Source organism: Oceanospirillum sediminis, from assembly GCF_014164585.1.
Taxonomy (GTDB): Bacteria; Pseudomonadota; Gammaproteobacteria; order Pseudomonadales; family Halomonadaceae; genus Oceanospirillum; species Oceanospirillum sediminis.
This window is the reverse complement of record NZ_JACJFM010000025.1, coordinates 23,135-43,617: the sequence shown is the minus strand read 5'-3', so window position 1 is coordinate 43,617 and position 20,483 is coordinate 23,135. Positions and strand designations below refer to the sequence as shown.

At 48.5% G+C, this 20,483-nt stretch carries 13 protein-coding genes; 8 read left to right on the top strand and 5 right to left on the bottom strand.

What is annotated here, in order from left to right:
* Window positions 1-82: 82 nt before the first annotated feature.
* Entirely contained in the window at window positions 83-2,968 is a 2,886-nt protein-coding gene (locus H4O21_RS16635; RefSeq protein WP_182810005.1) for a ribonucleoside-diphosphate reductase subunit alpha, read from the bottom strand.
* 844 nt (window positions 2,969-3,812) lie between these two features.
* On the opposite strand from H4O21_RS16635, the gene H4O21_RS16630 reads away from it, so the two are divergent.
* Together H4O21_RS16630 and H4O21_RS16625 are read left to right on the top strand one after the other, a co-directional pair.
* The gene (locus tag H4O21_RS16630; RefSeq protein WP_182810004.1) at window positions 3,813-4,532 is read left to right on the top strand and encodes a response regulator; all 720 of its coding nucleotides are present in this window, start codon (window positions 3,813-3,815) and stop codon (window positions 4,530-4,532) included.
* A gap of 102 nt (window positions 4,533-4,634) precedes the next feature.
* The gene (locus H4O21_RS16625) at window positions 4,635-6,290 is read left to right on the top strand and encodes an ATP-binding protein (RefSeq protein WP_182810003.1); all 1,656 of its coding nucleotides are present in this window, start codon (window positions 4,635-4,637) and stop codon (window positions 6,288-6,290) included.
* Between the two features lie 287 nt (window positions 6,291-6,577).
* On the opposite strand, the gene H4O21_RS16620 is transcribed toward H4O21_RS16625, so the two are convergent.
* Window positions 6,578-7,510, bottom strand: a complete 933-nt coding sequence (locus tag H4O21_RS16620; RefSeq protein ID WP_182810002.1) for a LysR family transcriptional regulator — start codon at window positions 7,508-7,510, stop codon at window positions 6,578-6,580.
* Between the two features lie 550 nt (window positions 7,511-8,060).
* On the opposite strand from H4O21_RS16620, the gene H4O21_RS16615 reads away from it, so the two are divergent.
* From H4O21_RS16615 to ftnA, 3 genes are all read left to right on the top strand, one after another.
* Window positions 8,061-9,233: a GGDEF domain-containing protein gene (locus tag H4O21_RS16615; RefSeq protein WP_182810001.1), complete on the top strand. Its 1,173-nt coding sequence runs from the start codon at window positions 8,061-8,063 to the stop codon at window positions 9,231-9,233.
* Between the two features lie 165 nt (window positions 9,234-9,398).
* The gene (locus H4O21_RS16610) at window positions 9,399-9,566 is read left to right on the top strand and encodes a hypothetical protein (protein WP_182810000.1); all 168 of its coding nucleotides are present in this window, start codon (window positions 9,399-9,401) and stop codon (window positions 9,564-9,566) included.
* Window positions 9,567-9,638: 72 nt separating this feature from the next.
* Window positions 9,639-10,181 carry a non-heme ferritin gene (gene ftnA, locus H4O21_RS16605; protein ID WP_182809999.1) on the top strand — a complete coding sequence of 181 codons (543 nt, stop codon included), beginning with the start codon at window positions 9,639-9,641 and terminating at the stop codon, window positions 10,179-10,181.
* A gap of 84 nt (window positions 10,182-10,265) precedes the next feature.
* On the opposite strand, the gene parE is transcribed toward ftnA, so the two are convergent.
* Window positions 10,266-12,167, bottom strand: coding sequence for a DNA topoisomerase IV subunit B (gene parE, locus H4O21_RS16600; RefSeq protein WP_182809998.1), 1,902 nt, complete (start codon window positions 12,165-12,167; stop codon window positions 10,266-10,268).
* A 192-nt stretch (window positions 12,168-12,359) separates the two neighbouring features.
* Between parE and H4O21_RS16595 the strand changes: the two genes are divergently transcribed.
* From H4O21_RS16595 to H4O21_RS16585, 3 genes are read left to right on the top strand one after another with little or no spacing between them, the layout of a single operon-like run.
* The gene (locus tag H4O21_RS16595; protein WP_182809997.1) at window positions 12,360-13,358 is read left to right on the top strand and encodes an NAD-dependent epimerase/dehydratase family protein; all 999 of its coding nucleotides are present in this window, start codon (window positions 12,360-12,362) and stop codon (window positions 13,356-13,358) included.
* A 4-nt stretch (window positions 13,359-13,362) separates the two neighbouring features.
* Window positions 13,363-14,397, top strand: a complete 1,035-nt coding sequence (locus H4O21_RS16590; protein ID WP_182809996.1) for an MraY family glycosyltransferase — start codon at window positions 13,363-13,365, stop codon at window positions 14,395-14,397.
* Window positions 14,394-16,415, top strand: coding sequence for a polysaccharide biosynthesis protein (locus tag H4O21_RS16585; RefSeq protein ID WP_255487342.1), 2,022 nt, complete (start codon window positions 14,394-14,396; stop codon window positions 16,413-16,415). The genes H4O21_RS16590 and H4O21_RS16585 overlap by 4 nt, the downstream gene beginning before the upstream one ends.
* A 132-nt stretch (window positions 16,416-16,547) precedes the next feature.
* On the opposite strand, the gene H4O21_RS16580 is transcribed toward H4O21_RS16585, so the two are convergent.
* Both H4O21_RS16580 and H4O21_RS16575 read right to left on the bottom strand, forming a co-directional pair.
* On the bottom strand, window positions 16,548-18,572 hold the full coding sequence (locus tag H4O21_RS16580; RefSeq protein ID WP_182809994.1) for a CHASE2 domain-containing protein: 2,025 nt from the start codon (window positions 18,570-18,572) through the stop codon (window positions 16,548-16,550).
* Window positions 18,572-20,218, bottom strand: a complete 1,647-nt coding sequence (locus H4O21_RS16575; RefSeq protein ID WP_182809993.1) for a FecR family protein — start codon at window positions 20,216-20,218, stop codon at window positions 18,572-18,574. Before H4O21_RS16575 ends, H4O21_RS16580 begins: the two co-directional genes overlap by 1 nt.
* Window positions 20,219-20,483 lie beyond the last annotated feature (265 nt).

Genomic DNA, 20,483 nt, shown 5'->3' with positions numbered 1-20,483 from the left:
GGGTCCGTTTAAGAGTTATGATCTGGCATCCCTGCCAGCTGGCCGGCTATTGCCGACCAGTACTATCCACAACCGGTTGTGTTTACTGACAGGCTTCACAATCCGGGTTATCAATAGAGCAGGCCAGTGGTACTGCTGCAGCTTCACCGTCGAGCTCAAACTCATCCTTCGCCGGTTTTTCTGCCGGAGCCGGGGTTGGTGCCGGTGCAGCCGTTGGTGTGGTGGGCGCTGCATTGGCCGAAACGGCATTGTGTGTGCCCCGGTCAACGGTTGATTTTTCAACAGTTGAAGCGCCCATTGCACGCAGGTAATACGTGGTTTTCAGGCCGCACAGCCAGGCCATACGATAGGTGATATCCAGCTTCTTACCATTGACTCCTGAAATGTACAGGTTCAGGGACTGTGCCTGATCGATCCACTTCTGACGACGGCTGGCGGATTCCACTAACCAGCGTGGCTCAACCTCAAAGGCATTAGAGTACAGTGCTTTCAGGTCAGCAGGTACACGCTCAATCGGCTGAACCGAACCATCGTAGTATTTCAGATCGTTCACCATGACCTCGTCCCACAGACCGCGAGCTTTCAGATCACGTACCATGTACGGGTTCACCACCGTGAATTCGCCAGACAGATTCGATTTTACGTACAGGTTCTGATACGTCGGCTCAATAGACTGAGATACACCACAAATATTAGAAATCGTCGCTGTTGGGGCAATGGCCATCACATTGGAGTTACGCATGCCCTGAGTCTGTACCTGATCGCGCAGAGCATCCCAGTTCAGAGTACTGCTCTGATCGACCTGGATAAATTTCTCACCACGAGCCTCAATCAGGTTGTTCAGTGAGTCGATTGGCAATACGCCCTGACTCCACAGAGAACCATCATAGGTTTCGTAGCGGCCGCGTTCTCTGGCCAGGTCGCTGGAAGCTTTAATCGCAAAGTAGCTGATCGCTTCCATTGAACGATCGGCAAAAGCAACGGCCTGCTCTGAAGCGTAAGGGGTTTTGGATTTGTACAGTGCATCCTGGAAGCCCATGATACCAAGGCCCACAGGGCGGTGCTTCAGGTTAGAGTTGCGTGCCTGAGGTACTGCGTAGTAGTTGATATCAATCACGTTATCCAGCATACGTACCGCTGTGGTCACAGTGGCACGAATCTTATCTTCGTCCAGCTCGCCAGAGTCTGTGACATGCTGGGCGAGGTTAACAGAACCCAGGTTACAGACCGCGATTTCATCGGCACTGGTATTCAGTGTGATTTCTGTACACAGGTTAGACGAGTGTACAACACCGGCATGTTGCTGAGGTGAACGCAGGTTGCACGGATCTTTAAAGGTGATCCATGGGTGGCCTGTTTCAAACAGCATGGACAGCATTTTGCGCCACAGGTCTTTTGCTTTTACTTTCTTGAACAGGCGAATTTCGCCCAGCTCGGCTTTACGCTCATATTCTTCATAGCGTGCTTCAAAAGCCAGGCCGTACAGATCATGCAGATCCGGAGTGTCGGATGGAGAGAACAGAGTCCAATCTTTGTCTTCGAACACACGTTTCATCAGCAGATCCGGTACCCAGTTTGCTGTATTCATATCGTGGGTACGACGACGGTCATCACCGGTGTTTTTACGCAGATCCAGAAACTCTTCGACGTCCAGATGCCAGCTTTCCAGATAGGCGCAGACCGCACCCTTACGCTTACCACCCTGGTTAACAGCAACAGCGGTATCGTTAACGACTTTCAGGAAAGGTACTACACCCTGAGATTTACCGTTGGTGCCCTTGATGTAAGAGCCCAGTGCACGCACAGGTGTCCAGTCATTACCCAGACCACCGGCCCACTTGGACAGCAGGGCGTTATCTTTAATGGCACCATAAATGCCTTCCAGGTCATCCGGCACGTGTGTCAGGTAGCAGGAAGACAGCTGAGGACGACGGGTACCAGAGTTAAACAGGGTTGGCGTTGATGCCATGTAGTCAAAGCTGGATAACAGATTATAGAACTCGATAGCACGCTCAGTGCGTTGTGCTTCGTTCAGCGACAGTCCCATAGCAACACGCATAAACATCACCTGAGGCAGCTCATAGCGTACGTCGTCACAATGCAGGAAGTAACGGTCATACAGAGTCTGCAGGCCCAGATAGGTGAAGTTGTTATCGTTTTCTGGTCTGATCGCGGCTCCCAGGGCTTCCAGATCAAACTCTGCCAGTTCCGGAGATAGCTGTTCCAGCTCTATACCTTTAGCAACATAGGCTCTGAATGCCTGAGGGTACAGCTCATCCATTTCATGCTGAGTCGCTTCATCGGCTATATTCAGGAAGCTCAGTGCTTCACGGCGCAGGTTATCCAGCAGTAAGCGAGCGGTGACATAAGTGTAGTTTGGCTCTTTTTCTACCAGGGTACGTGCGGCCATCATCAGCGCAGTCGATACACCATCAGCAGGTACACCGTCATACAGATTCTTCAGCGCATCATTGATGATAATCTGTTTATCGACCTCAGCCAGTTCTGCACAGGCTTCAGATACAACGGTCTCGATACGCCCCATGTCCAGAGGGAGTTTATGGCCATCCGGATGAGTCACGTTGATGCTTGGATGAGGTTTACTGATACCTTTTTCTTTAGCCGCACGTAAGCGGGCGTGTTCTTCACGGTACAGTACGTAAGCACGGGCAATCTTGTGTTCACCTGAACGCATCAGCATCAGCTCAACCTGATCCTGAATATCTTCGATGTGCACGACTCCGCCAGCAGGCATGCGTCTCAGAAAGGTTCCGGCAATTAACTGGGTGAACTTCTCAACCTGTTCATGGATTCGGCTGGATGCCTGAGCATTATCTCCCTCGACAGCAATGAAAGCCTTGCTCATCGCTACAGAGATTTTTTGCGGGTCAAAAGTTACCAGATCACCCGTACGCTTCATGACCTGAAGTGAGCTCAGGGCTGCATTCTGAGTTATATCCTGTGCCATAGCTATTTAATTGCCTGCCTGGTTATGTCGGTTATGGAAACGGCGATTCAAATCGTCGTAAATGATCTCCTGCCCGGATCAACGGCCTGTAGCAGAAGAGCAGTGTTCTATAAAAGCGCAAATATTGTCTGCCCGTTAAACAAAAAAACCGGATCGGATCCGGAAAAACTGCCAGAATTAAAGGGCTGTATTGAATTGTAGTTCTGTTTATGCATAAACCCAATATATTGGGTTTGCTGTGAACGGGAGCACAAGATAATGTTGTTTTTTTTCTTGCGCAAGTGGATAACCTGTGGATAAATTGTGTTTATTCAGGGGGTGAAAACCTACTAACCGGGAAAGGATGACTCCAGAGGGGAAATGAAAAATTCAAGCTAGAAAAAAGAATTTTTTTCAGCTTATCAGGCAAAATAAATGAAAGTTTTTTTTGATCTCGCTCAGACAACAACTCAGACGACACATATTGTTTTAAATGTAACCTGATGTATGATTACGGTGAGTAAAAGATACGCATTATGCATAGAAAGTGCATTGAATATACCTGTTCTGGTCGGGTTGTCGGAATCGCAGAGAACGACCGGGTGCTGATAAAATATGATTGAATATCAGTGAATCACAGACAGAAGAAAAGGCGTATCCTGATAGAGGTTCAAGAAAAATAGTGTCGTGTTTCCGTTATTGTGGCAAAAACTATGACAGAAATGTAAAGCATTGTCTTTTAAGGCCGTTATATCGTTACTAAAGTGTGTAAAAATAAAACAAGCAGCAGCGCACCTTTACTTGTTATTTTTCAGGTGACGCCTGGCCGTAGCTGACAATACAGATAATTTAGGTAGATTATTCCGTGGATACACAAGAAACTTCCCGCATTCTGATTGTAGAAGATGATGAACGCCTCGCCACGTTGACCAGAGAGTACCTCGAAGGAAATGGTTTTGAAGTGGGTGTTGAAGGTGATGGTAATCGCGCGGTAGAGCGTATTCTGAATGAAAAACCTGATCTGGTTATTCTGGATGTAATGCTACCGGGTGAAGATGGACTAGGTGTCTGTCGTCGTGTGCGCCCTGAATACAGTGGCCCGATACTGATGCTGACAGCAAGAACGGATGATATGGATCAGGTGGTTGGTCTGGAAATGGGAGCTGATGACTATGTTTCCAAACCTGTTCGTCCAAGGGTGCTTCTGGCCAGAGTCCGGGCTTTATTACGGCGGGTAACTGGTGGAGAAGAACCTGCTGAAGCCGTACCGGATGATGACAGCCGTCTGCAGTTCGGAGATCTGGTCATTGATAATGCTATGCGAGAGGCCTGGCTGAAAGATGAAAGTATTGATCTGACCAGTGCTGAGTTTGATCTGTTGTGGTTGCTGGCTTCTAATGCCGGACGTGTACTGACACGGGAAGAAATTTTTACCGCGCTGAGAGGCATTGAATATGACGGTCAGGACCGTTCTATTGATGTCAGGGTGTCCCGTATACGGCCTAAGGTCGGAGATGATCCTATGCATCCACGTCGTATTAAAACGGTACGCAGTAAGGGTTACCTTTTTGTTAAGGAAGTTTAAGATAGAAAGGCAGGATGATTATCCTGCCTTTTTTATTGATCTTAACCACCGCCTTTGTGCGGTGGTTTTGTTTCTGATGGATCCTGATCGGGTGATACTGCATTGAAACTGGCGAACTCTCTTCGTGTAAACAGTATTTTTATTCGTGTCTATCTGCATATGTTACTGGCAATGCTGGTAGTGATTCTTCTGGCTGTGCTGGCGACATCTCTGATTAATCATGTGCGTCTTGAACAGTACCGTGAACAGCTGGCCTCAGGTACATTTTTTCTTCTGGCAAAAGGCTGGCAACAAACGCCGGCAGAGCAAAGGCAACAGTGGTTGTCTGAGACAGCAGATCTGATGGATCTGGAACTGAATATTGTGACGTCTGGTGATACCTCGCTGGATAGCTGGCAGATGCAGCGTCTGGCAGAAAACCGGGTGTTACTGCTGGACAGCGGCGATACCGGAGAGCTGGTAGCCTATCGTTATCTGGATATGTCGAAGGATTTGCTGGTGACTGCCAGGATTCCCCGTTTATCGGAACAACATGCCAGGGCATCGGTTCAGTTGTTAAGACAGACTATTCTGTCAACCGGAGAGCCGGTTGATCAGGTACTGGCCAGTAAGGAAGCCCACTTTTATTATGAGCTGAATCGTGTGCGCACCTCTGAGTTAAATCTTGGGCGACTGGAGCAGGTCCAGCTGGCTGAAGGTGAAACTGTGCTGACGTTTACTGAAAGCGGGCGTTCCGTTGTTGCCTATGCCCATCTTCAGGATGATGAGTTACTTCAGGTCGGACCGGTCGAACTGTTTGATCCGTATCCTGTACCCATGCTGGCAGGCATTGCGCTGATTGCTCTGGTGTTGTCAGCCAGCGGTGTTTATCTGTCTGTCCGGGTGCTCGAACACCGGTTACAGAAAGTTGAGCAGGCGGCAAGTCGGATTGCTGCGGGCCATCTTAATACACGGGTCAGGGTTGACGGAGATGATTTTGTTGCCCGTTTAGCATCGGCATTTAACTCAATGACCCGTCAGGTACAAGAGCTTCTCAGAACACAGCAGGAGATGATTCATGCGGTATCTCATGAGTTGAGAACGCCTGTTGCCCGAATACGTTTTGGTATGCAGATGATTGAGGATCTGGCTGAAGATCCTTTCATTCGTAAGCAGCTGAAAGGGGTGGATAATGATATTCAGGAACTGGATGAACTGGTTGACGAAATTCTGACCTATGCCCGGCTCGGGCAGGAGAGTCTGAAGCTGCAGTATGAACATGTCCAGGTGATGCCCCTGATAAAAGAGGTAACAGATGGTTTACAGGTACTGAAGCCAGAGCTGGAGCTGAAGATTATCCATCTGAGCCCTGATTATGGTGATACTGCAGACGTTGAAGTACGCTATTTTCAGCGAGCCGTGCAGAATCTGGTCAGCAACGCCTGCCGTTATGCTGAAAGCCAGGTCGTGGTCAGTTGTTATACCGAAGCAGATAGCTTGCGTATTGATGTGGATGATGATGGACCTGGTATTCCTGAAGCAGACTGGGACCGGGTCTTTACGCCTTTTTCCCGGCTGGATGACAGCCGTACACGGGAGACCGGAGGTTATGGCCTCGGCTTGTCCATTGTGCGCCGTATTACCTACTGGCATCAGGGTAGTGCGATGGTTGACAGAAGCGATGACCTGGGGGGGGCCAGATTCAGTCTGATTTTCCCTCGTTTCCGGCCGGAGCTGGTGGGAGAATCTGACAATATACTATCTGTTGCCGGGAAATAAATGTTTTCTGATCAGGTGCGTTTTGCCGTAGAAAAAAGCATGACTCACAGAAACTTGATGCAGATTAATTCTTCACCTGGGTTTTTTTGATGGATATCAACAAAGAAAGTGTGGGGATTCAGTAATATTTTTCCTGCAGTAAATTGGAACGCAGGTTGATTTGTAGCTGAGACTTGATGTTCTATCCTTTATCTCTCCTTGTTGAGAAGGGGCCGTGCAGTGGGCCCCTTTTTTTTCATTCCCAGCTTTTCTTTTTGTTCCCGGCTTTTCTTTTCAGATTTTATATCTCAGTGTTCTTCTGATGGATGGACTGGCTGGATACCATTCAGTGTTCTGAATGAAACATCTTTTGCTGTTCGAAGAAAATCCTTCATATAGGCCGTATCGGCTGTTTCCGTTCTGATTGCTGCATACAGAGTACTCCAGAGCCCTTGTTCGCCTAATCTGACTGCACGGACATAGTCTCGTTCCAGATACTCTGTCAGAGCCCAGTTTGGCAGGGCACAGACTCCCCGACCACTGGCGACCAGCTGCATCATCATAATGGTCAGTTCAGCAGAGCGGGTTTCTCTGGGTTCTATACCGGCGGGTGTCAGGAAATGACTGAATACATCCAGTCTGTCTCTCTCTACCGGGTAGACAATGAGGGTTTCATCTGCCAATTCCTGTTCGGTGATAAAGTGTTTTCGGGTAAACTCATGTTGTTTGGCAACAGCCAGCATCCCTTCATAACGGAACAGAGGGACATAGCTGACATTGGCCAGCGGCTGAGGATCAGAGGTAATGACCAGGTCCAGTTCGCCTCTGGCCAGTGCTGGCAGAGGAGCAAAGTTAAAACCTGATGCGAAATCCATCTCAACCTCCGGCCAGTTATTGCGGAAGCTGTCGATAGTCGGCATCAGCCACTGGAAGCAACTATGACATTCGATCGACATATGTAAACGGCCGACTTCCCCTCCGGCCATCCGATCCAGATCTCTTTGCGCAGCTCGAAGCAGGGGCATTGTATCATCAGCAAGCTGTAACAGGCGCATACCTGCGCCGGTAAACTGCAGTGGTTTACTTTTGCGGATAAACAGAGTGCAACCCAGACGTTCTTCCAGATCTTTCAGCTGATGAGACAGAGCTGATTGAGTCAGGTGTATACGTTCAGCCGCTTCAACCAGGCTGCCAGTGTCCCGAAGGGCCATCAGGGTTTTCAGATGTCTGATCTCAATCATGATTCTCTCGTTGAAATAATCTCAAGATGATTATTTAAATAATTTAGTTTGCTTCATCCGCTATTTCCAATAGCTAAGCACCAGGTTTTTAAAACAATCCGTTATATCGGTTTTTTTCTATAGATATAAATATAGTCCGGATCGCTATATTCAGGGGGCAAATGGGATAATCCGCTTTCTTCTTGTTTCCGGGTTTGCTAAGAGCGATAAACAACTGAACGGAAGCTTTCCTGCCAGGCGCTACTGTCTTTGTCTGCAGGCAGGAGAAGTCGAAATACTTTTGGTTCAGGTATGTATCATCGGCATGAACAGAATAATATTTATGCCTGCTCCTGACTGCTTTGCCAGTGTAATGTCATTTACGTCATTAAAATGAGATCTGTATCCCTAAGACGAAAAAAGACAAGACATGTTACAGAGATTTGCAGATATATCCGGTAAAGTAGAAGCATGTAATGATTAATAATAATAACAAGCCTGCTCTGGTAGCTTGTCTGTAATGACAGCAGGGATGAAGCGGGCGTACCTATGTGATTGGCATGAGGGATATATGACTACACTTTTGTATCGTTACTTTCCACACCTGATACCTTCTGAAACGCATCAGATGCTGCGTATGCGCCGGACACTGATGGCGACAGGATCAGGGCTGGTACTGACCGTTATTGTTATAGTCGCCCGAATGATGGGACTGGTGGATATGTCCATAACGGCTTTTATTCTGCTGTACAGTCTGATCTGGTTGATTAATCTGTCATTCCCTCTGATGATCAGTTATGACATCAACCTGTTATTTAAAGACCCCAGCCTGACTATTCCTCAGTTAATCTGGCATACATTGACCAACACCATTTCTATCTATCTGGTACCGGACCTGCATAGTGTCTTTTTAATGCATTATCTTCTGGTGGTTCTGTTTGGTGCTTTCAGAATGAAGCGTCGGGGCTTTCTTATCATGGGCGTCGTTATTCTGAGCTGTTACACGGGAGTGATGGCGTTGTTGCATCTGAGCGGCAAGCACGAGCATGGTTTACTCAGTGAGTTTCTGGGCGGTATTGTTTTTCTGTTTATGCTTATCGGAGTAAGCATCATCGGTACTGAAATCAGTAGCTTGCGCTGGGCGCTGAAAAAAAGAAATTCCGAGCTGAATGCTGTTATGAAACAGGTCAAAGAGCAGGCTATTACGGATGATCTGACCGGTTTATATAACCGGCGCCATCTGATGGATATTCTGAGACGTCAACAGGCTCTGGCTGTACGGGGTGACTACGAATTCAGTCTCTGTTTTGTCGATCTGGATCACTTTAAACAGATTAATGATCAGTATGGCCATAAAACCGGTGATGAAGTGCTGCAGACATTTGCGGATCTGGCCAGAAACAGTGTCAGAGAAGTGGACTTTGTAGCCCGTCTGGGAGGAGAGGAGTTTGTACTGGTACTGGTGAGAACACCTCTGGATGGTGCAGTTTATGTTGCGGAGCGTCTCCGGCAGGCAATGGAAGCGGCGCGTCTTGAAATTCTGGAGCCATCTCATCGGGTTACGGCCAGTATTGGGGTTGCGCAATATAAACCAAAAGAAGCCATTGAAGAGACGATGCACAGAGCTGATATTGCGGTGTATTCAGCAAAGAACCGTGGTCGTAATCAGGTGGTGACAGAAGATAATCTGAGTAGTCTGATTCTGTCGTCATTACATAATGATGCTGATTTATATACCGATTAACTTCTATGTTATCCCGTCGTTATCAGATATTTGATATTACTCTGACTCTGGTTGTTTCTGATATAAATTAAGGATGATAATTGTTATCATGCAAAAAGTTACCAGCCTTGCAGATGTGGCCGGTTTTTGACCTCTCTTGTGTATGTTGTTGCAGCAGGTAAAATTATGGGGAAATCTATCCGCTCCGGAGCTTTATGCAAATTCAGTAAAAGTGATATCAAAGATCACTTTGATGAGCTGGTCAGACTGACGGAAAAAAGCCGTTATCTGTGTGTTAAGTGTGCTCGCTCTGCTATGGAAAAAAAGCGGCTTTGTAAGCCTCAGGAAATGTAATCTATCCTCTGATACTGATGCAGTATCATGAGAGACAATAATCAAGAGATACCCCCTTTGTCAGGAGACACCATGTTAAAACAAGCCATGATCGATCGTCTGAATGAGCAGATTAATCTGGAATTTTATTCTTCAAATCTGTATCTGCAAATGAGTGCCTGGGCTGAATATAAAGGCTATGAAGGTTGCGCGGCATTCCTGCAGAAGCATGCGGATGAAGAGATGGAGCACATGAAACGTTTGTTTACGTATGTAAATGAAACCGGTGTTCAGGCGATGATTGGCTCAATTGAGGCTCCTCCGGCAGAGTTTGGATCCATTAAAGATCTGTTTGAGAAAGTGTTTGAGCATGAGTGCCTGATTACTCAGAAAATTAATGATCTGGCTCATACTGCCTTTACAACTCAGGATTACTCTACGTTCAGCTTTCTGCAATGGTATGTTGCCGAGCAGCATGAAGAGGAAAAGCTGTTCAAAGGTATCCTGGATAAGATTGAAATTATTGGTGAAGATGGGAAAGGGTTGTTCTTTATTGATAAAGAAATTGGCAAGATGGCTGCCAGCGAGTCGGGTAGTATCATGGATGCTTCTGCGGAGGATGGCACTGAAGCCTGACATACATCCGCAAGCAGTCAATGAGTTGAATATTCTGGTCCAGGACCAGAATATTCTTATCCGGTAATACTGTTGAGCGCAGAATCAGATCTCAGCCAGATTACCGTACTGTTGTAGCCAGTGTTTACGATCTCCGGAACGCTTCTTCGCCAGCAACATATCCATCACTTCCAGTGTACCGTCATGTTCTTCGCGGGTTAGCTGGACCAGGCGACGGGTATTGGGGTCCATAGTGGTTTCTCTGAGCTGCATCGGGTTCATCTCACCCAGACCTTTAAAACGCTGTACATTGATTTTGCCGCGTTTATTCTCTGCTTCCAGCCGATCAAGAATTCCCTGCTTTTCGTCATCATCCAGGGCGTAGTGCACTTCTTTGCCGATATCGATGCGGTACAGAGGAGGCATAGCCACATAGACATGGCCTTTATCTACCAGAGCCGGAAAATGACGGATAAACAGAGCACAGATCAGGGTCGCAATATGCAAACCATCAGAATCAGCATCTGCCAGAATACAGACCTTACCATAGCGTAGCCCTGTCAGATCATCGGATGCCGGGTCAATACCAATGGCAACCGCGATATCATGGACTTCCTGGGATGCCAGAATCTGGTCTGAGCTGATTTCCCATGTGTTGAGGATTTTTCCTCGCAAGGGCAGTATGGCCTGGAACTCCCGGTCACGGGCCTGCTTGGCAGATCCGCCTGCTGAGTCTCCCTCTACCAGAAAGAGTTCGGAACGCAGGCTGTCCTGTCCTGAGCAGTCTGCCAGTTTTCCGGGTAGTGCAGGCCCCTGGGTCACTTTTTTGCGAGCCACTTTTTTGCTGGCTCTGAGGCGTCTCTGGGCAAAACTAATGGCCATTTCAGCCAGTTGCTCTGCTTCGGCAGTATGCTGATTCAGCCAGAGGCTGAAAGCATCTTTGACAACACCTGAGACAAAACTGGCAGTTTGCCGGGATGACAAGCGCTCTTTGGTCTGTCCTGCAAACTGAGGGTCCTGCATCTTAACGGATAAGACATAACTGCAGCGCTCCCAGATATCTTCCGGGGACAGCTTTACACCTCGTGGCAGCAGATTACGGAACTCACAGAACTCCCGCAGAGCTTCCAGTAATCCGGTACGCAGGCCATTGACATGAGTGCCGCCCTGAGCGGTAGGAATCAGGTTGACATAACTTTCCCCCAGCAGGTCCCCGCCTTCTGGCATCCAGTGCAGCGCCCAGTCTACTGCTTCTGTAGTAGCGCTGAAGCTGCCGGTAAAAGGTGTAGCGGGGAGGGTTTCCCAGTCTGTTGCCGCTTGTTTGAGATAGTCTGTCAGACCATCTTCATATTGCCACTGTATCTGTTCATCTGTATTTTCATCCCGGAAGGAGATGCACAGACCGGGGCAGAGAACGGCTTTAGCCCTCAGATTATGCTTCAGTCGTGTAGCTGAGATTCTGGCGCTGTCAAAGTAGCTGGCATCCGGCCAGAAGTGGACCCTGGTACCGGTATTACGTTTGCCTACACTGGCGACGATTTCCAGATCCGATACTTTTTCTCCATCGGCAAATACCATTTTCAGCTGTTCGCCAGCACGTTTTACGTACACTTCCAGTCTTGATGACAGAGCGTTGACAACCGATACCCCCACCCCATGAAGACCGCCTGAGAACTGGTAATTACTATTGGAAAACTTACCACCGGCATGTAGTCGGGTCAGGATCAGTTCCACGCCACTGACGCCATGCTCCGGGTGGATATCCGTTGGCATGCCTCGTCCATCATCCTCGACTGATAATGAGCCATCTTTATACAGCGTGACCTGGATATTCCGGGCATGCCCGGCCAGTGCCTCATCGACGCTGTTATCGATGACTTCCTGGGCGAGGTGGTTGGGGCGTGTGGTATCTGTATACATGCCTGGCCGTTTTTTAACGGGGTCCAGACCACTGAGTACTTCAATGGCCTGGGCATTATACTGGTCGTTATTCTGACTACCGCTCATATCTGTTCCCGACAGTGATCATCATCTGAGGTCTGATGATGTTCCGATCAAAAAGAAAAACAGCAGTGTACGTGTTTCCTGTTTTTTTGAACAGTACCTGTCGGGGCATCTTGCCCCGGATCACAGGATGCCCAGAGCATTGCACCGATAATCTGGTATGATGGCAGGCTTTGATTATGTTGGATATTGCCAGTGAAAAAGAAGGCAAAACTCAGGGTTCTGCTGACCGGTAGCAGTGGTTTTGTGGGGAATCGATTATACCATCGGCTGAGCGCTGATGGTGATTTACATCTGATGACAGCAGGTCGTAAAGAGGATGATCACCCGGATCATTTTGTCATGCCGGATTTTGATGGTAATACAGACTGGTCAGAGCCGTTGCAAGGGGTTGATGTGGTGGTCCATTGTGCAGGACGGGCTCATGTGATGAATGAAGACCCTGTTTATGCCAGGGAGCAGTTTAATGTTGTCAATGTACTGGCAACGGTCAGGCTGGCTGAAAGTGCTGTCCGTTCAGGTGTAAAGCGCCTGATATTTATCAGTTCCGTCAAAGTAAATGGCGAAAAAGGTTGTTATAGCCCGGAACAGACTCCGGTTCCGGCTGATCCTTACGGCGATTCAAAATGGATCGCTGAGCAACAGTTGGTTGATATTGCAGAAAAAACAGGTCTGGAGGTGGTCATTATCCGACCTCCTCTGGTCTATGGGCCTGGAGTCAGAGCGAACTTCCGGACTCTGATGCGCTGGGTATCAAAAGGGATACCTTTGCCCCTGGCTGCCGTCCGGGCCAGAAGAAGTCTGGTGTATGTCGATAATCTGGTGGACTTTATCTGTTTCTGTTTACAGCACCCGGATGTGGCTAATGAAACCTTTATGGTCAGCGATGGCCAGGATCTGACCATTGGTGAGCTTTTAAGTAAAACCGCGCAAGCGATGGGGCGCTCCTCCAGACTGTTTGCCTTGCCTGATTGCTTGTTGAAACTGGCAGCCACTATGGCGGGTAAGGCAGGAATTTATCAGAGATTATGTGAGCCTTTATCTGTGGATATCAGTAAGAATCGTCAGCTTGGCTGGCAGCCTCCGGTGACTGTGGATCAGGGATTAACGGAGACAGTCCGCTGTTTCCTGATAGAGCCTCAGAATACAGAGTCATCCGGTAAAGGGAATAATCGTAAGATAAAAGCAGAATAAACAGATGAACGAGACGGGTTTTTTAATTGCATTAATACTGGTGTTTTTTGTTAGCTACGGACTGACCGGGCTGATTAGGCAGTATGCTCTGAGTAAGAATCTGATAGATCTGCCCGGAGGACGGAGCTCTCATCAGGTCCCTACCCCCAGAGGTGGTGGCGTATCTGTCGTGGTGACGGTATTGCTGGTGCTGGTGCTCATGTCGGTATGGGATGGAGTGCCTGCTTTTGCATGGTTGCCATTATTAGCGGGGGGCAGCCTGACGGCCATAACGGGCTTTATTGATGATCATGGCCATATTCCGGCGCGCTGGCGTTTAATGGCACACTTTCTGGCTGTGCTGATCGCTGTGGTTGCCTTGAGCGGTTTACCTGAGATCTCTCTGGCAGGGGTGACTATTACTCCGGTACTGATCATGATGCTGATTCTGCCTGCTATGGTATGGATGCTGAATCTGTATAACTTCATGGATGGTATTAATGGTATTGCAGGTATTCAGGCGGTTACAACCGCAGGAGGGCTTGCGATCCTGTTTTCGTTGTCATCGGATGACTCTGTGTGGATATTACCTGCGGTAATTTCAGTGTCGGCTCTGGGGTTTCTATTATGGAATTTTCCGACCGCCAGAATTTTTATGGGAGATGCCGGAAGTGGCTTTCTTGGGATTACATTTGCCACTCTGGTGCTGATTTCGGGTAAGTTGAATAGTGAGCTATTCTGGAGCGCTCTGATGCTGATGGCTGTTTTTAATACGGATGCCACAGTTACCCTGATACGCAGAGCCTGGCGTAAAAAAGCACTGTACGAAGCCCATCGGAGTCATGCTTATCAGTTTGCTGCTCGTACCTTTAATAGCCATATAAGGGTGTCGCTGGGTGTCGCTATGATTAACGTGTTCTGGTTATTTCCATTGGCGCTGTTGGTTAGTCAGGGGAAAATTGCTGACTGGGCAGGGCTGATAGCTGCTTATGCCCCTTTGATATTTCTGGCGTGGCGCTATCATGCCGGAGCGGAAGAAAAACAGGAATGCAGTCTTTGAGTAAACCTGATCTGATACCCTTTAAGCGTTTATTTAACTGGTTTTTACAACGTTCCAGGCCATATAAGCGGCTGGTCAGTGTGGCTGTGGATGTCGGGCTGCTTTGTGTGGCCTGCCAGGTCGCATTGGTGTTGCATTATGGCCGTTGGTTATATGCCGGAGATAGCAGTCTGATTCTGGTATCTGTTCTGGCTCCGGTCAGTGTGATCCCTGTGATGATACCGACCGGGTTATATCGGGCTGTGATTCGCTATGTTGGCTATCACGCGTTATGGAATGTAGTAAAGGCCGTCAGTCTGGGGACACTGATATGGATGCTGGCGTTGAATGTGATCGGTGCAGCTCTGCCTCTGGCTGTCATAATCATTTTCTGGATGACGGCGTTGCTGGCGGTGGGAGGTACCCGAATGCTGGGGCGCTGGATGTTCCGGCAGTTATCGCCTGTCGGATACAGTTATAAAAACAGACATGCTAACAGGGTGCTGATATACGGTGCTGGCTCCTTCGGCAATCAGATGGCAACCGCTTTTATTAATAGTACGGATGTCAGTCCGGTAGGTTTTCTTGATGACGATGCCAGTATTCAGGGGAGTGAGCTGGTAGGACTGCGTATTTATAGTCCGGAAGAACTCCCCGGACTCATTGAGCGCTATGGTATTGATAGTGTAGTTCTGGCGATTGGCTCTTTAACTGTCTCCCGACAAAGAGAGATGGTGCGTATGCTGGAAAATCATCCGGTGACGGTAAAAGTGATGCCAGCTCTGGTGGATGTTGATAGTCAGAAAATTCAGTACTCTGATATGTCTGATATTGAAGTAACGGACCTGCTACGTCGTGACTCTGTTCAGCTGAATAAGCAGTTGTTGTCATCCTGCGTGGCGGGGTGTTCTGTGATGGTGACCGGGGCAGGAGGATCAATTGGATCTGAATTGTGTCGTCAGGTGCTGACACTCAAGCCTGCCCGTCTGGTGCTTTATGAAATGAGTGAGTTTGCACTCTATACCATTGAAAGGGAGTTGCGGCATTTTCTGTCCTCATCGGAGGCGATTCATGAGGGTAAAGCAGGCTATTATCCAGAACTTATTGCCGTATTGGGCAATGTGCAGGACAGGGAGCATCTGGAAAGGGTAATCAGGCGATTCTCTGTAGAGACCCTTTATCATGCTGCTGCTTATAAACATGTGCCTATTGTTGAACAGAACATGGTGGCAGGTATTCGTAACAACCTGATTGGAACCTGGCAAACCGCAGAGGCTGCTGTGAGCGGTGGTGTGCGGCACTTTGTTCTGATATCGACGGATAAGGCAGTACGCCCGACAAATGTTATGGGAGCCAGCAAACGGTTATCTGAAATGGTTTTACAGGCAATATCGGCTCGGGAAAATGATGGTTTAAACGAAGAGAAAACCCGTTTTGCTATGGTGCGGTTTGGTAATGTACTGGCATCATCTGGTTCTGTGGTTCATGTTTTCCGCACTCAGATTGAAAGAGGAGGGCCTGTCACGGTAACGCATCCGGAAATTACCCGATATTTTATGACGATCCCGGAAGCTGCTTCACTGGTGATTCAGGCTGGTGCGATGGGGCGAAGTGGTGATCTATTCTTGCTGGATATGGGCCAGCCCGTACGTATTGCTGAACTGGCCAGAGAGATGATCCGACTGGCAGGTCGAACGGTTCGGGATGAATATAACCCGGAAGGTGATATTGAATTGATGTATACCGGGTTGCGTCCTGGTGAAAAGCTTTACGAAGAGTTATTAATTGGTGGCGACGTATCGGGGACAGAGCATCCTATGATTATGATGGCCCGTGAGGGTTTTCTGCCCTGGGATGAGCTGAAACCTGAATTAATGCTACTGGAACAGCTGATGCTGAATGCCGACTATGATGGCATAAGAGAGCAAATGATGAAGCTGGTGTCGGGGTATCAACCTACCGATGAACTTTCAGATTGGTTGAAGCCTGAACCAGCAGATAGCAGGGATGCAGAAAAACGGATTGACGGGACACTATAGAGTAAGCAGATACACCCTGTGTTTTTTCGTTTCATTCTGTCCGGATAAGAAAAAGCCGGCTTTCATGCCGGCTTTTCTTTGACCTCTGATAGTCAGTTGCGATTGATTCAATCAGAGCAGATAGGAATTTGTTCAGTGGGCTTTACCACCGCTGAGCAGCGTCAGATGGACAGCACTCTGATCATTCTCTTCATCATCGAACTCCATTTCCGGGGCAAAGAGTTTGTGAGGATTCTGCAGGCCATCAAGCAGATAAGCTCCCTGGGATTCCAGAGTTTCCCCCGGTAAGTCCCGAGCGGCACACTCTCCAACCAGTATGGGTTGTGCCAGCTCCTGAGTCATTTCCTGGATGCGTAGTGTGATGGTCACTGTATCGCCTAACAGTGTATGTGTGCGCCGATGAGCTGGGCCTATAGAGCCTACCAGAGCCGGCCCCTTTTCAATGCTCACACCCAGTGCAAGCGGTTCCAGGCCTGCAGGTGCTTTGTCAGGAATCATCCGGGTAATGTTATCCTGTAGCTGATGAGCTGCGGCCAGAGCCTGTTGGCTGGCATTACTGTCTTCGCTGACATTCCAGCTGGCAAGTACGGCATCACCCTTGAACTCTTCCAGCTGACCGTTGTTCTGCTCAATGATTTCTGTGGCTTTCACAAAAAAACAATGTAGTAATGCAGCGGCTTCTTCTGGCGGTCTTGCTTCTTCATACGCAGAGAAATTACGAAGATCTGCGCATAGCAATACCAGCTCTTTCCGTTTCGCTTCAATAGCCCCATTTGGCAGGTTGAATGCAATTTCACTGGCAATATCACCTGGCAGGTAACTATTCAGGTTGTTAAAGACCCGATTTTTTTCAATGCGAACTCTGGCATGTTCCAGTAACGCTAGCAAGGTTGCTGCCAGCAGTGCAAACAGAGCAGGCTTCAGCCACCCCAGCCAGATATAGGCCTGTTCCAGCAGATACAGATGCAAAGCAAGAGCTATCAGAGGCATGGCTATTGCTGCAACAGGCAGGCCGGTGGCGACCATGCGGCTATTGCTATGCCCCGCGATGAACCATAATCCCCAGGCAAACAGACCTGCGACCAACAGCTGAATGATGGCAGAATGTTGCGGGGTATAAGGTACCTGGTTGTTCAGCAGGCTGCTGATAAGGCGAGCCTGCAACTCTACTCCGGGAGTGGCTCCACTGTGAGGTGTCGGGACGACATCACCCAGGCCAAAAGCCGTTGCACCAATCAGTATCCAGCGATCCTTAATCAGTGTCTCAGGGGCTGTGCCTGCCAGTATCTGAGATGCGGGGATAACCTGGTAACTATAAGGGTGTTGTTGATAATTAATCCGGATATTACCCCGGCTGTCCATAGGAATGGCTATTCCAGGATAACCTGACGGCCTGAGTATCCAGTCAGGGGAGAATATTCCCCGGCCTTGCTTCAGAGTAAGAGCTGGCTGTTCAGATGATAGTGGCAGGCTGTTAATCAGTGCGCTGATCGCCAGAGCCGTATAGGGTTCATCCTGAACACAAATGACCGCAGGTATTCGTCGAATCATGCCATCGTGATCCACAATTGGTGTGATATGCCCTTTGGCAATGCCTGAAAATACGCGATCACTGGCCAGAAAGCTGTTTGTTCTGGGAAACGGAGGCTGGCAACTTAAGCCGCGGGCAGCATGAGTCATTAGTCCTGCCTGAATCGACTGGTTACTCTCCAGTACCGGGATTTGAGCCAGAACTGAAGGGGAGTCCTGCAGGCTGCTGACCAGAGCCTGATCACCTGATCTTGGTTCCGGAAATACGATATCAAAAAGCAGCTGAGCAGCGCCGTAGCCCTGTAATTTATCTGCAAGCCGGGCCATCGTTTCCCGAGGCCACGGCCAGGGGCCGATTTCTGCCAGACTCTGCTCGTCAATGGCAACGATAGCCAGACGTTTTTCCGTAGTCTGGTCTGGATTCAGAGACCAGGTCAGGCTGCCAAGGCGCTCTTCGGTTGTCTGGCTGGTATCAGAGGCCACTCCAGTCAGTATCAGGGCAACAATGCCAGCCAGCACTATAGCCGCAGCTCGAACGCCTGATGCGGAAAGAGTGACTGACAACACATTATTCTGACTGCTACCAGCAGAATCGGATTGTGGTAATGTTCTGAAAGGCATTTTCATTATTCAGGCCTTTCCCATAATGTAGTGCCTTCAATAAATCCGTTTTCCAGCTGTTTTTCAAAGAAATAGCCTGCTTCACGACTGTCCAGGCTAACGGCTCCTGCCATTTGACTATCATTGGTCTTACTGGAAAAATAGCCGTGTTTATTGATGTCGCCTTCGGCAGAGAAAAGTACATCGCCTGTTTTGTTGTGGTCCATCGTCAGACCTGTCCTGAATGTCTGATTGTTAAAGTTAATATTCAGCCATCCACCGGATACTCTCATGGCATCAGTACTGCCACCTTTCTCATTATAGTTCACCTGAGCATGACGAAGATTCAGGTTGACATCACCCAGTCCTGCCTGGACCTCTGTGGCTCCGGTATCCAGTCGATACAATGCATAACGGGTATTTCCAACCGTAACTTTTCTACCTGACAAGTCACCCGGTTTCAGCATATAAACATCGTTTGGCATAGTTTGTCCCCAGCGACCCCATGCCAGTTGGCGGCGCTTAAGGGCGTTAGTATCCAGTGGTGCAGTCGGGGTGTAGTCGATCACTCCGGGCAGGCTATCAGATAAGCGATCCGTAATTGTTTCTCTGATGTCCTCATCGGTTGTGTCTGTATCCGCTCCCTGGATGATTCCCGATGTGTCGCTGCCCTCAGAAGCCGCTTCGTTATCGGCCGTGGAGGAATCCGTTGTATTGTCCGGTATCGCACTACTATCCGATGCGGTGTTGTTATCGGTGTTTTCTGTCTGAGATGAGTTTGTACCGGAGGTTTTCTGGCCTGCAGTCTGCTCTTCAGACGCTGTGCTGTCTTTCTCTGTGGAAGAGTTATCTGACTCTGAGGATGCCTGTTGATCCTGATCTGATGTTTGCTCAGACGCGGTAACCTGTTTCTTTTCAGGTGCAGAAGATTGTTGCTGTGATACATCTGGCAAATCAGGTGCGTTGACAGGAACGAGTCTCGGTTTATCCAGCAGTGTATTATATTCCAGCATCTGCTTTGACAGGCCGTTGAGTTCAACCGCATTGACGTTACAGGGCCCCAGAGCGGATGCTGTACACTGATCTGAAAAAGGTGCTACAACAATGATGCCTTCATTAACAATAGCCCTGACATCCTGTTTACCCGCGCTGACCACAAAATCGGTACCTCTGACCCCAATTGCTGCAATCGGTGTGTTCATGCGAAAGCGATGTCTGGCCGCTTTTGCACCTGTGCCTGAAACTGATCGGGCTATGCCTTCTTCCAGATTAAACTTAATCGTTGATTTTTCTGGCATGCTGGCATTGTAGGTGTAATGTGCAATTTCAAGCTGACTGTCAGGGCGCAGACTGACAAGCCCGTTGTCAATAAAGCGGATGTGAACATGTCCGCCGGAGGACGTTACCAGGCGATCTTTTTCATAAACAGGCATGCCAGATGAAAGCTTCTGTCGCTTACTTCTCTCTGGTCCTTCGGCGTAGGCGATACCTATCACCAGAGAAACATGCCCGGCTGCGGGTTGTTTCTTCTGATCATGTTCGTTTTTTTGTGCGTAAGCCGCTGCGGACTGAAACAGCAGAGCCGTCATAGTCAGAGACAGTACTTGCTTGCCAGGTTTCACTGGAGAAATAAACCGCTGTGTCAGCTTGTGAAGAAATTGTTCTGTATGCATTGCCAGAGCCTGCCTGTTGTAAGCCCTCGTTGTCTGATAATCTGATGGTATAGTAAATCCTGCAAAATTTTATGAGGTGATGAGCATCACATGGATCACACTTTTTCAGTGAATTGTTTACTGACTGGTACTGTTGTGTTTCAGTGTGTCAGCTCGTACTGAGTTGTTGTCAATATCGCAGAACATGTAAAGAACATTGTATTCCTCGCGGTTAATGATCTCTTTTCGGTATAATTCCCTGGACTGTTTCTTGTTCAATCCTATA